We start from the raw sequence: 12060 nt of genomic DNA on the forward strand, positions 1-12060 counted from the left end.
AAAGTTTGAGAAAACAGGAAACTTAAATTACCGGCCTCATTGACTCATGAGCACTCGCATTTCCTCCCGCTCTTCGGAACTGAGCTGCATTTTTTTCGATTTCTTGATGAGCTCATCCAAACGCTCCCGCTTGAGCTGATGACTGAAACGCATTAAAGCATCTGAGAACTCAGCTCGTATACCTTCCTTGGGCAACAAAGTATCCCACTCTATGAGGTTGGCGATAAAATTTTCCTCCGGCGCACCGCGAAAATGCTCCAGGATGCCGCCGCTAGTCGAACCCGGATTTTCATCCAGAATCCGGAGCACCTTTTCGATTAAGTATCCATTCTTATTAACCGTACGCAGCTTACTACGCAGGTCAGCCCCAACCATGGCCGCAAGTTCTGGATTCTGGACCAGAAGCGCCAAAAGGATACGTGATGCAGAGGGCTGCACTCGACCTCTTACGGATGCAACCCTTGATTCCGACGGCCCTACAAGCTTAGCCGATTTATCGGATGGTTCGACTACCCCATGCCCCGCAAGTTCCTCCAGACGTTTGTCGATCATCTCACGAAAAACACCAGCAGGTAACTTACCAATCAATGGTTTGGCTTTGTTAATCAAAGCGGCGCGTCCCTCTAAGGTGCCTAAATCAAGCCGACGCACCAAACACCTGAAGAAATAGTCAGAGAAAGGTAACGCGGTATCGAGACGGTTTAGGAAAGCATCCGCACCCTCCGATCGGACCAAGGAATCAGGATCTTGCCCCTCCGGCAAAACCAGAAATCGGATTTGCCGTCCGTCCCGTAAGAACGAAAGGCTTGCTTCGAGCGCTTTCCAGGCAGCCTTCTGTCCCGCAGAATCTCCGTCGAAACAAAAAACCAGTTCATCCGTATAACGGAAAAGCAGCTCGACATGATCAGCGGACGTAGCAGTTCCAAGCGTTGCAACCGAATTGGAAATGCCGTTTTGAGCCAAGGCGATCACATCCATATAGCCCTCGACCACGACGATGCGCTCCGGCCTCGGAGACTGCTTTAACAGCTCGTATAGTCCATATACTTCCTTGTGCTTTTTGAAAACGATAGTCTCGGGCGAATTGAGATATTTCGGCGTTTCGTCGCCCATCACCCGTCCGCCAAAGCCCACCACCCTGCCTCGGCGATCCCGAATGGGAAAGATAATACGATCCCTGAATCTGTCATAAGCCTTATCGTCTTTCATGATCATAAGACCCGCCGCCTCCAGCAGCTCCCGCGAAAACTCCGACGGTAGATTTTGCCACCCCGGAGGAGCATAACCCAAGCGATATCGCTGAGCGAGTTCGCCGCTGACCCCTCTGCGTTTCAAATATGTGATAGCTCGCGACGTTTCGGGATGGACTTTAAACTGGTGTGCATAGAATCGGGAAACAGCATCCTGCAGTTCGTAAATGGCCTTCGCCATCTTAGACTGCGGATCTACCGTCGCACTCTGGGCGTCTACCGGAATTTTCAACCCCGCCGACGCAGCGAGACTTTCCACCGCTTCGACAAAACTCAGATGGTCATAGCCCATCAGAAAATCAATGGCATTACCGTGTGCGCCGCAACCAAAGCAATGGTAAAACTGCTTATCGCGACTTACGGTAAAGCTGGGTGTTTTTTCACTATGAAAAGGACAACGAGCAGTAAAGTTGCTGCCGGCTTGCTTAAGCGGCACGCGCGCATCAACCAGATCGACCAGATCGATACGAGCGATCAGTTCTTGAATGAATTGACGGGGAATCTTGCCGGCCATCGTTTATACCGGCAGCTCAGTTCACGCTACGCCGTTCCTAAAAAACATCAAGACTACCGTGTCCTAGCCGCTTAACAGGCTTTTGACCCGCAAGCTAACCATCGACATATCGGCTCGCCCCTGCATTTTTGGCTTCAGCACGGCCATAACTTTGCCCATATCGCCGACTCCGGAAGCACCCGATTCCGCCAAAGCCTCCTTGATCAGAGACTCCACTTCCTCTTCGCTCAATGCTTGCGGCAAGTATTCCTGAATAACGCCAAGCTCCGCCTGTTCCGCAGCAACCAAATCATCCCGCCCTGCCGATTGAAATTGCGTGATGGATTCACGCCGCTGCTTGACCATCTTGTCCAGAACGGCAAGGACTTGCGCATCATCCAACTGAATCCGCTCGTCCACCTCGCGCTGCTTGATGGCGGCCATTATCAGCCGAATGACGCCCAGCCGATCTTTTTCTCCGGCTTTCATGGCGGCTTTCATATCCGCCTGGAGACGTTCTTTCAATACGCTCATCGAAAGGGGCTATCAGGTTTGCGGGCGCCCTTTGCGCAAATTCTGCAGAGCAAACCGTTCGCGGGAAAGCTTTTTCAGATGCCGCTTCACTGCTGCAGCCGCTTTGCGCTTACGTTCCTCGGTCGGTTTCTCGTAGAATTCGCGGCGGCGCACTTCGGAAAGAATACCGGCCTTCTCGCAGGCACGTTTAAAACGACGGATAGCAATTTCAAAGGGCTCGTTTTCTCTAAGCTTAATCGACGGCATGTAGCTTCCCAAGATTGATGACTAAAATGACGAAATTCCCGAGGCAGGATTACCCCGCCAACTTAAAAGTGCTAATTATACTCACTACAGAGCGCAAGGTAAAAGTCAATTTGTATGTACGTACTCGGCATTGAAACATCCTGCGATGAAACGGGCGTGGCGATCTATCACGCCACCAAGGGACTTTTGGCCCATCGCCTGTATAGTCAGGTAAAAACTCATGCGGAGTATGGAGGCGTAGTACCCGAACTGGCCTCCCGTGATCACATCAAAAAACTGGTTCCGCTGATTCGGCAAGTAATCGCAGACGCCCGCATTTCCAAACGGCAAATCGACGGAATCGCTTATACAGCCGGCCCGGGATTGATCGGCGCGCTCCTGGTAGGCGCTTCCGTCGCCCGCAGCCTAGCATGGGCATGGGAAATTCCATCGATAGGGGTACATCACATGGAAGGCCATTTGCTCGCGCCCTTAATGGAGTCCGACCCACCCGATTTTCCGTTTATCGCGCTCCTCGTTTCCGGTGGCCACACCCAGCTCGTCGAGGTAGAAGGCATCGGCCTGTATCACATTTTGGGAGAATCGGTGGACGATGCCGCCGGGGAAGCCTTCGACAAAACCGCCAAGATGCTTGATCTGGGCTATCCAGGAGGTCCCGCGATCGCAGAATTGGCCGAGGAAGGCGACGAGCATCGGTTTGAATTCCCTCGCCCCATGACCGATCGGCCAGGTCTCGATTTCAGCTTCAGCGGCCTTAAAACGCATACGTTACAAACATTCGCATCCACCGCCAAAACTCGACAGGATAAAGCGGACATTGCCAAGGCATTCCAGGATGCGGTGGTCGATACACTGACGATCAAATGCCGGCGGGCGCTCAAGGAAAGCGGGCTCACCCGCTTAGTGGTCGCGGGCGGGGTCAGCGCCAACCGATCTATGCGCGACAAACTTCAGCACATGGCTAGCGAAGAAAACTGCCGGGTTTATTTTCCGCGACTCGAATTTTGCGGCGATAACGGCGCCATGATCGCATTTGCCGGCTGCCAGAGACTGCTCGCCGGCCAAACGGAGCCCCCCGAGATCAACGCTCTTCCGCGGTGGCCCTTAAGCAAGTTAGCACCGCTCGCCCTATCGCAAGAGTCAACAGCCTAAACAAGCGGCAATTCTGAAACCGTCAGGCTTTACGCCCGATCCGCGCTTCCTGTCCATGACGCAAACGCTCGATATTTCCCCGATGCCGCCAAATCAGAAACAAGACCATCACGACCGAGGCGCCAATCAACGCCTCGGAACCGGTCAAAAGCCAAACGTAGACGGGTGCCAGAACGGACGCAGCCAAAGCCGCAAGCGACGAGATACGCGAGACGAAAGCAATCGCAATCCACGTCAATAGAGCAGCCAAGCCTACCATCCATGAAAATCCCAAGAGTACCCCCAAGGCTGTGGCAACGCCTTTGCCGCCCTTAAACTGGAAAAATACCGGGTAAAGATGGCCAAAAAATGCCGCCAACCCCACCAAAGCGATCACAAGCAGGTCAGCGTCAAAAGCCTTGGCCAACAAGATCGGAACCAACCCCTTGGCGGCATCTCCTAACAAGGTAATCGCGGCTGCTTTTTTACCACCCAACCGCAGCACATTGGTCGCACCGGGGTTTTTCGAGCCCTGTTCTCGGGGATCGGGAAGGCGAAACAATCGGCTTACGATTACCGCACTGGATAGCGAGCCTAGGAAATAGGCCAAAGGAACTAAAAACCACACCGCCATGCGCTTATTATGTATCCTGGTTGCCAGTTTTGTAATTTTTATGTTACCAATTCGCGAAATAGCGAAAACCGGTCGGATTGACGATGGACATTATATTTCTACGCGGCCTTGAGATCGAGACGGTGATCGGCATCTACGATTGGGAGAGAAAGATCAAGCAAACCATCCTGATCGATTTGGAAATGGGTACCGACATCCGCGAGGCGGCGGCATCGGACAATATCGAACACACGCTCGACTACAAAGCGGTGTCCAAACGCATCATTTCTTTCGTGGAAGAAAGCGACTTCTTTCTCGTGGAAACTCTAGCCGAGAAGGTCGCTCAAATCGTTATCGATGAATTTGATGTGCCGTGGCTTAGGTTGACGCTAAACAAGAAGGGCGCGATCCGTAAAGCCAGCGATGTCGGAATCATTATCGAAAGAGGAGATAAACGAAAATATGCCTGATGTTTTCCTGAGCATCGGCAGCAATATCGAAAGAGAAAAGCACATTCCTTCCGCTTTGAGAGAGCTGGAAGAGCGTGTCGGCTCGTTGACTGTCTCCGGCGTTTACGAAAGCGAAGCGGTAGGCTTCGAAGGCGCTCGCTTTTACAACTTGGTAGCGGCCTTTTCCACCGAACTCCCGGTATCCGAGATCGTAAAGATCCTGAGCGAGATCGAAAACAATCATGGGCGTACACGAGATTGCAAAAAGTTCTCCTCGCGTACCCTCGATATCGATTTGATTCTTTACGGCGACGAGGTGCTCCAGGAAGGAAAGCTTACATTGCCGCGCGAGGACATCACCCGTTACGCCTTCGTATTGGAGCCGCTCGCGGAGATCGCGCCGAATCGAAAGCATCCGGTGATCGGCGAGACCTACGCCGAGCTGTGGGCCAAATTCGACAAGACTAGCGTCAACCAGTGGCGGGTGGGCTCGGTTTCGGATATCAGCTGAATAAACTCCTCCCGCCATCCACGACCAGCATCTGCCCGGTCACGTACGGCGCATCATCGACCAGAAACAATACCGCTTTCGCGATATCCGAAGCCTCCCCGGCGCGTTTCATAGGAATACGCGCCAAGATTTCAGCTTTCTTCGCGGGATCGGCGTCGTGCTCGGGCCATAGAATGGCGCCCGGCGCGACGCCATTAACTCGAATTTCCGGCGCCAACTCTTTGGCAAGAGCGCGGGTCATCGTCGCCAATCCGGCCTTGGCGAGACTGTAGACCGAATATTTCTCGATAGGATGATCGGCGTAAATGTCGCCGATGTTGATGATGCAACCCTTACGGTCGCGTAGATAGGGAACGGCCGACTGAGCCAGGAAAAACGGCGCCTTGAGGTTGCTGCCCAAGAGGTCGTTCCATTGAACCTCAGTGATCGCTCCAAACGGCGTAGGATAAAAACCGGAGGCGTTATTCACCAACACGTCCAAACCACCCCAAAACGCCGCCGTCTGCCGAACGAGCTCGGTCAGTCTTTCCGTTTCCAGCAGATCAGCCTGCAACAAACGAACCGAGTTCGCTCGCACGGCATTGAGCTCGTTGGCTAAAGCCTCGGCATCGGTCGCCGACCGGTGATAATGCAGCACGATGTTGTATCCGGCCGCATGCAGCCGACGCACGATTTCAGCGCCGATGCGGCGAGCCGCGCCAGTGACGAGCGCCGATTTCACCATACAATTCCCCTTGACTCCCACAGCCTCTACGAGTGATTGCTTTCGAATTGCGCGAACCACTGCCCCGCCCCCAACGGCGAGGTCGGATCGTAATACAAGGACACCAGCTTCAAGTGTCCAAACGGCCCCAATTCCGGTCCCGGCAGCAAAGTACGGAACGCCTCCCCACCCATCAACTGATGGGTGATGGTTTGAAACAGGCGCGCCAGACGTCCGTTCCGCACCATCGTATCCAACATATGGGGTCCGGCGATAAGGTAAATGGTTCGGTAACCTAGCTCGCCCAGCCTGCGCGTTAGCACGTCGCCCTCCACCATTCTGCCCTTTCCCGCCAGAATCACCTCGTAACCTTGCTTGCGCCAATAGTCCAGCTTTGCGGGGTCCGCCTGTTCTCCCGTAGCGATATAACAGGCTTGACGATGTTCTTTGATGGATGCCGGCATCGGAAAATCCAGACTGGCGCTCGCGATAATGATCGCCGGCTGAGGGCTCAGCCCCTGCTCCTCGCGCCACTTCGCGAGATCGCGAGTCGTATCCGTCAAACCGACTTGCAGAATGTTTCCCAAGCGCTTCTGCGCCAGTGAACGGAGATACCCGCCGTGAGTGATTAGGCAATCCGCCTGGCACTCCAGCTCCAGAAACAACCGAAAATCATCCGGCGTGGTCAGGCTTTTCGGAAGGTAAGTCTGACCGCTCGAATCCTCCAGCGCGATCCGCCCGTCCAGGCTGGTAAGGAAATTGGCATAGACGAACGGCGAGTCGGGCGTGCCCTGCCGGTGCAGATTCAGTTGTAGATAAAGTCCTTCTAGAACGACTTCTTCAAAGGGTGGGGGAAACAGACGAAAAACTTTCTTGGTCATTTAAAGAGAAAGGTGCCGTGTATAGATGCCTCGCACTGAAACGGAAGCAATTTTCGCATGCTCGATACAAAACGTCCGGAATTTCCACATGTCGAATTTCATGACGATCGAAAGTATCGCTATCCTTCGGATAAAGCCGACCGGCCCGTCGCACTCGGCAATACTGGATTGCTGCGGTATCCGTCCGCTTTGAGTCAAGATCCTTCGCCCCGATTAAAGCTGGCCGAGGAGGATTGATATGCTAAAATGCCGCGAAAATTATCACAGTCATATTAATTCAAGCCGGTATTTCGCGGCTTTTGTTTTTTGAAGGGGCTCCCGATCTACCGCGGAGGCTTGGGCGGCAATCACAACTCCCATCGGTCCGGCCCGAAGAAGAGGTTTTTAGCTTTAGCTTGGGAAGGAAAAAATACGCATGAAAATAGATCTTATATTGGCGAAGACGTTCAAGTTCGTCGTATTCGTGTTGTTTACCTTTATGACGCTCGTCTACTTCGGCGTCATGCTGCTGTTGCCGCTGGACATACTGACCCAGATTGTTCGAATTTTCCACGGCATTGGCCTGCCGACCGTTCTCGCCGCCGGACTCGGTATCTCGGCCTTGGGCTACATCGGTTATCTCGTTTCGCGCATGCCGGAACTTTACAGACTCGTCGTCGATATCGGCGTGCAACTGATCTCTTTCGGATACAGCCAAATTCAGCGCTTCGATCCGCTCATCGATTCGGGAAAGCAGACCGAGACCGGTACCGCTTAAGGAACGTCGGTTCGTACGATTACGCCATGCATTTCTAGCAAGCGATCGACCGGCAACCAACCCTGACAAAAACCCCGCAATGCGGGGTTTTTCCTTTGCGCCTTCCGATGCTGTAACCTATTGGGTCAGCTGCTGCACCTCTCCCTACTCCGTTGACCCGTTTCTGCGCTATGTCTCGATACGATAAAGATACCTTGCTCTCAGATTGGCGGCAGCGCGCCCTGAGCTTCCAGCAAGAAATCGGAAACGCCGTAATCGGCCTCGATCACGCCATCCGCCAAATCACGCTAGCGATTTTCTCCCGCGGCCACGTCATGCTGGAAGGCGACGTCGGAGTGGGTAAAACGACTTTACTTAGAGCAGTCGCTAGGGGACTGGGCGGCGCTTACGAACGAATCGAGGGCACAATCGACCTGATGCCCAACGATCTCATTTACCATACCTATATCAACGAGGTAGGCAGGCCGCAGGTCGATCCGGGCCCCATCCTCAAGAACGGCGAGCAGCTTTCCGTTTTCTTCTTCAACGAGGTGAACCGGGCCCGCCCTCAAGTGCATTCATTACTGTTGCGGGTCATGGCCGAACGCAGCATAACGGCCTTCAACCGAGAGTATTTTTTCCCGCACCTCCTGGTTTTCGCCGATCGCAATCGGGTCGAGAAGGAAGAAACCTTCGAAATTCCCTCGGCGGCACGCGATCGTTTCCTGATGGAACTGCACATCGAAACGCCACAGGACCCGGCTATGCAGCGTGCCTTGATGTTTGACCCCCGGTTTCACGACACCGATCGGCTGATAGAGGACGTACAGCCAGGCGTTCTGCCCTACCGCGACATTGCGGATATCGCCCGTGTCATTCAAGTCGAGATCAAGGCCAGCGACGCATTGCAACAATACGCGCTCGATCTCTGGCAGGCGACTCGGCGACCTCAGGATTACGGCATCAAAATGGACGGCGTGGACATGCGGCAATTGGTCCTGGCCGGCGCCAGCCCCAGGGGAATGAGCATGATGATGCGGGCGGCCCGGGTCTCGGCTTGGCTGAATGATCGGACCAGCCTGATCCCCGAGGACATTCGGCAGGTCTTCGTAGACACCACCGCTCACCGGGTCTTCTTCAATCCGGTTTATGAACTTCGCCGAAGCGATCTGGTCGGTGAACTCATGAGCGGTATTCTGCAACGCGTCGCGGCGCCTTGATCCCCGAGTTTCATTATCACGTTAATTGGCGCTCACCGGGTGTCCATCCCGGCCACCACCGTAGCGCACGGCAGGGCGGCGGCTACGAATTCGCCGGTCATACGCTATTAACATCCAATCCGGACCCGCGAAATCTGGATATACGCGCCACACTGCACGATCCTTTCGAGCAGCTCATGGTGCGAACTTTTCGCCAAAGGAGCGCGATTCCCGTTTATGTAGTCGCCGACCTTTCGGCATCGATGGGTTTCCGGGGCACGAGATCGAAGACCGAACTGTTGGCCGAATTCACCGCTTCGGTGGCCTATACCGCCTACCGCACCGGCGACTTCTTCGGCTTTATCGGCTGCGACAGCACGATACTCCAGGACATGCTCCTGCCGCTGCGCTGGCATAAAGGCGCCGCGCCGGAACTGTTGGAGAACCTCAAGAACCTCCGCCCTCGGGGCAGATCCTCCGACGGGCTGAACGAGGTCGTACCGTATCTCGGGAAACGGAAAGCCTTAGTATTTCTCGTTTCGGATTTTCATTTAACCCTGGATCGCCTCGATACACTGCTCAAGGCCCTGGTCCGCCATGATGTGGTGCCGGTGGTTTTATGGAACAGCGCCGAATTCGATCGGCTACCTTCGTGGGGTCTCGTTAATTTCGAAGACCCAGAGACCGGTGCCCGGCGGCGATTGCTCATGCGACCCGCGCTACGAGAGAAGATCAGTGCGTCGTTCGAGAAGCGCCGCGAGGAACTGGGGCAGATTTGCGCGCTTCATGGTCGAGAGCCGTTCTTCCTGATCGACCGTTTCGACCCGGACGAGCTGACCCGTTATTTTTATCGAACCTGAACGATGCGCCCGATGTTTAAACTGCTTTTCGGCTTGAGCCCGGCGCTTCTACTGGCCCCTGCCCTCGCCTGCTCCGCCGAATTGACGCCTCGCATCGAGCCGTCGGCACCGCGGAATTTCGGCTATGTCATGGGAGACCTGATCGATTATCACGTCCTCATCACGGTACCCGAAAGCTATGCTTTGGAGACCGAATATCTGCCCAAGCCCGGCGCGCTCGATGAATGGCTGGATCTCCGCACCGTCAGTTGGACCAAGACTAACGCTAAAGACGTAGCCCATTACCGACTGCGGCTGACCTATCAGGTGTTCAAAGGCGTACGGCAACCGGAAAAATTGACCATCCCGTCACTGCCGGTCCGTTTTCAGGGACAAGCCCCGCTAGAAGCGCGAACGCCGCCGTGGTATATCACGATCGCACCGATCATTCCGCCCGACATTGCAGACGAAAAAGTCGAAATCCGCGAATCCGTGGTACCGGAGCCGCTTCCGATCCTGTCACACCGCCTGAGGCTTATCGCCTATCTCGCCGGAACCCTGGCCGTACTGCCGCTTCTCGCATGGCGTTACGGCAAGCTGCCGTTCTTTACAAAGACAGCCCCGCCGTTTGCGCGCACCATGCGCGATCTCAAGAAGCTCAGCCGTAAACCGGCCGATGCCGATGCGTACCGGACCGCGATCAAGCTCCTGCACCGAGCCTTGGACGACACCGCCGGTTTTCGTCTGTTTGCCGGGGAATTGGAATCCTTCCTGGCAGACCATCCGGCCTTCGCCGAGCTTCGAGACGAGCTTAACCATTTCTTCGCCCTGTCCCGGCAAGTCTTTTTCACCGCCCCCGATGCACCGATACCAGCGGATTCCCTGTTTTCCCGGCTTGAAGCCTTATGCCGCCAGTGTGTCCTTGCTGAACGGAGGAGTGTTTGAGCATCGGGCTTTCCGCACCTTGGGCACTGATTCTCGGCATTACCGCCCTGATTCCTTTATTAAAACGCGGGCAAGCCGCGATTTCCTATCCCTCCATCTCGATGCTCCCGAGCGATCCGCTGTCGACGATGCTCGATCGACTGCTGCGGTCTAGCGCCGCCGCTGCAGCGCTTAGTCTCAGCCTGGGCATCGCGGGTCCTTACTTGCATGAGCAATGGGTGGAAAGAGTCGGGACCGGGGCCCACATCGTGCTTCTGCTCGATAGGAGCAGCAGCATGAACGAGAATTTCTCCGGCAGCTATATGGGCGGTCGCGCGCAGGAAACCAAAGGCGCCATAGCCCGCAAGCTGCTGGCCGAATTCGTCGCCCGACGGGAGCACGATCTGTTCGCCATGATCGATTTCTCGGCTGCACCAATCTACGTCATGCCTTTCACTCAAGATCGGCCGGCGATCTTAGCGGCTATCGAAGCGACCAGCGGTCGCGGTCACGGAGTAACCAACATCGCGCCCGGATTGGCGATGGCGCTCGATTTTTACAGCGGAAAACCGTTCACCGGGTCCCGAATCGTTCTGCTGGTCTCGGACGGAGCGGCGCGCATCGAAGAGGAAACCCGCGACCAGCTACGGCAATGGTTTCAGGAAACGCAGGCGACCCTTTACTGGATTTACCTCCGAAATCCAAGGAGCGGACGCCTTTCGGAGAAGCCGGTCAATCCGGGCGAAAGCACGACGCCGGAATATTTTCTACATCAATATTTCCAAAACCTTGGCGTCCCCTATCGGGCTTTCGAGGCGGAAAATCCGGAAGCGCTGCAGCGCGCAATTCTAGAGGTCGAGCAGTTGGAAAATCTTCCGCTGCACTACCTGGAAAAACTGCCGCGAAGGGACATCTCCGGCTACTGCTATGCCGCTGCTCTCGCATTTCTGGCACTGCTCCTGAGCGCCAAAGCATTGGAGGTGAAGTCGTGGCCCGTTTGATGCGAATGTGGCGCTCGCCGATGCTGATCTGGGGTCTTCTGGCAGCCCTCCTGGCCGGAGTCGTTTACGAAAGTTATGCCGTTTTCCGAATCGCCCGCCAAAACACTCTAATCTCCCAGCCGGAAAGGGTCGAGGTCGACGACAAAACACCGCCCGTTCTGGTACTCGCCAAAGCCCATCGGCTCGAACGATCGGGCGAGACGCAGGAAGCCCTGCGCCTTTACACCACCATTCTCGAACGCGGCGACGAGCACCTTCGCGAGCAGGTTCATTACAATCTTGGAACACTGTATCTTCGAGAGGCCGCCCAACTGTGGAACGCCAAAGGCGTATTGGAATATGTCCGTGTCAACACGCTGGTCGCCCTGGCCAAGGAACAGTTGCAGAAGACTCTTCGGCTGAATCCGGCTAACTGGGATGCCCGTTTCAATCTCGAATACGCACATAGGATTACCCCGCCGGCCAAGGAGCGGGAAAAGGCGGATTGGCACGGAGCGAAACCCAGTGTATTCGCTACCGTGCCCACGATTCCGGGTGGTGCGCCGTGAGG

Annotated in this window: 15 protein-coding genes; 9 read left to right on the top strand and 6 right to left on the bottom strand. The window is 55.2% G+C overall.

The features are described 5' to 3' along the window. Nucleotides 1-36: 36 nt before the first annotated feature. From dnaG to rpsU, 3 genes are all read right to left on the bottom strand, one after another. Nucleotides 37-1764: a DNA primase gene (dnaG, locus tag ACR2TX_RS02535; RefSeq protein WP_077728428.1), complete on the bottom strand. Its 1728-nt coding sequence runs from the start codon at nucleotides 1762-1764 to the stop codon at nucleotides 37-39. Between the two features lie 63 nt (nucleotides 1765-1827). Further along, nucleotides 1828-2277 (bottom strand): GatB/YqeY domain-containing protein, encoded by a 450-nt coding sequence (locus tag ACR2TX_RS02540; RefSeq protein WP_077728429.1) that lies wholly within the window; start codon nucleotides 2275-2277, stop codon nucleotides 1828-1830. A gap of 12 nt (nucleotides 2278-2289) precedes the next feature. Continuing rightward, nucleotides 2290-2523 carry a 30S ribosomal protein S21 gene (gene rpsU, locus ACR2TX_RS02545; RefSeq protein WP_026609693.1) on the bottom strand — a complete coding sequence of 78 codons (234 nt, stop codon included), beginning with the start codon at nucleotides 2521-2523 and terminating at the stop codon, nucleotides 2290-2292. Nucleotides 2524-2637: 114 nt separating this feature from the next. On the opposite strand from rpsU, the gene tsaD reads away from it, so the two are divergent. Next, entirely contained in the window at nucleotides 2638-3675 is a 1038-nt protein-coding gene (tsaD, locus tag ACR2TX_RS02550; protein ID WP_077728430.1) for a tRNA (adenosine(37)-N6)-threonylcarbamoyltransferase complex transferase subunit TsaD, read from the top strand. 22 nt (nucleotides 3676-3697) lie between these two features. Here the strand turns inward: tsaD and plsY are convergent, their stop codons facing one another. Next, nucleotides 3698-4288, bottom strand: a complete 591-nt coding sequence (plsY, locus tag ACR2TX_RS02555; RefSeq protein ID WP_077728431.1) for a glycerol-3-phosphate 1-O-acyltransferase PlsY — start codon at nucleotides 4286-4288, stop codon at nucleotides 3698-3700. 83 nt (nucleotides 4289-4371) lie between these two features. Between plsY and folB the strand changes: the two genes are divergently transcribed. Further along, entirely contained in the window at nucleotides 4372-4737 is a 366-nt protein-coding gene (gene folB, locus ACR2TX_RS02560; RefSeq protein ID WP_077728432.1) for a dihydroneopterin aldolase, read from the top strand. Further along, nucleotides 4730-5227, top strand: a complete 498-nt coding sequence (folK, locus tag ACR2TX_RS02565) for a 2-amino-4-hydroxy-6-hydroxymethyldihydropteridine diphosphokinase (protein WP_086135173.1) — start codon at nucleotides 4730-4732, stop codon at nucleotides 5225-5227. The genes folB and folK overlap by 8 nt, the downstream gene beginning before the upstream one ends. On the opposite strand, the gene ACR2TX_RS02570 is transcribed toward folK, so the two are convergent. Continuing rightward, the gene (locus tag ACR2TX_RS02570) at nucleotides 5220-5951 is read right to left on the bottom strand and encodes a pteridine reductase (protein ID WP_133717711.1); all 732 of its coding nucleotides are present in this window, start codon (nucleotides 5949-5951) and stop codon (nucleotides 5220-5222) included. The genes folK and ACR2TX_RS02570 overlap by 8 nt on opposite strands. A 26-nt stretch (nucleotides 5952-5977) precedes the next feature. Continuing rightward, a complete protein-coding gene (locus ACR2TX_RS02575; RefSeq protein ID WP_077728435.1) occupies nucleotides 5978-6811 on the bottom strand; it encodes a RibD family protein in 834 nt (277 codons plus the stop codon). 415 nt (nucleotides 6812-7226) lie between these two features. On the opposite strand from ACR2TX_RS02575, the gene ACR2TX_RS02580 reads away from it, so the two are divergent. The 6 genes from ACR2TX_RS02580 to ACR2TX_RS02605 all read left to right on the top strand — a co-directional run bounded on the left by ACR2TX_RS02580 (nucleotide 7227) and on the right by ACR2TX_RS02605 (nucleotide 12058). Next, nucleotides 7227-7568, top strand: coding sequence for a hypothetical protein (locus ACR2TX_RS02580; protein ID WP_077728437.1), 342 nt, complete (start codon nucleotides 7227-7229; stop codon nucleotides 7566-7568). Between the two features lie 170 nt (nucleotides 7569-7738). Then, complete coding sequence (locus ACR2TX_RS02585; RefSeq protein WP_077728438.1) at nucleotides 7739-8767, top strand: AAA family ATPase; 1029 nt, start codon at nucleotides 7739-7741, stop codon at nucleotides 8765-8767. Next, nucleotides 8764-9606, top strand: a complete 843-nt coding sequence (locus ACR2TX_RS02590) for a DUF58 domain-containing protein (RefSeq protein WP_077728439.1) — start codon at nucleotides 8764-8766, stop codon at nucleotides 9604-9606. Before ACR2TX_RS02585 ends, ACR2TX_RS02590 begins: the two co-directional genes overlap by 4 nt. 12 nt (nucleotides 9607-9618) lie before the next feature. Beyond that, nucleotides 9619-10530, top strand: coding sequence for a hypothetical protein (locus tag ACR2TX_RS02595; RefSeq protein ID WP_077728440.1), 912 nt, complete (start codon nucleotides 9619-9621; stop codon nucleotides 10528-10530). Continuing rightward, nucleotides 10527-11510 carry a vWA domain-containing protein gene (locus tag ACR2TX_RS02600; protein ID WP_077728441.1) on the top strand — a complete coding sequence of 328 codons (984 nt, stop codon included), beginning with the start codon at nucleotides 10527-10529 and terminating at the stop codon, nucleotides 11508-11510. Before ACR2TX_RS02595 ends, ACR2TX_RS02600 begins: the two co-directional genes overlap by 4 nt. Continuing rightward, a complete protein-coding gene (locus ACR2TX_RS02605; protein ID WP_143735051.1) occupies nucleotides 11498-12058 on the top strand; it encodes an MxaK protein in 561 nt (186 codons plus the stop codon). Before ACR2TX_RS02600 ends, ACR2TX_RS02605 begins: the two co-directional genes overlap by 13 nt. Nucleotides 12059-12060 lie beyond the last annotated feature (2 nt).

Origin of the sequence: Methylocaldum sp. GT1BB (assembly GCF_051027545.1) — a bacterium.
Classification (GTDB): Bacteria; Pseudomonadota; Gammaproteobacteria; order Methylococcales; family Methylococcaceae; genus Methylocaldum.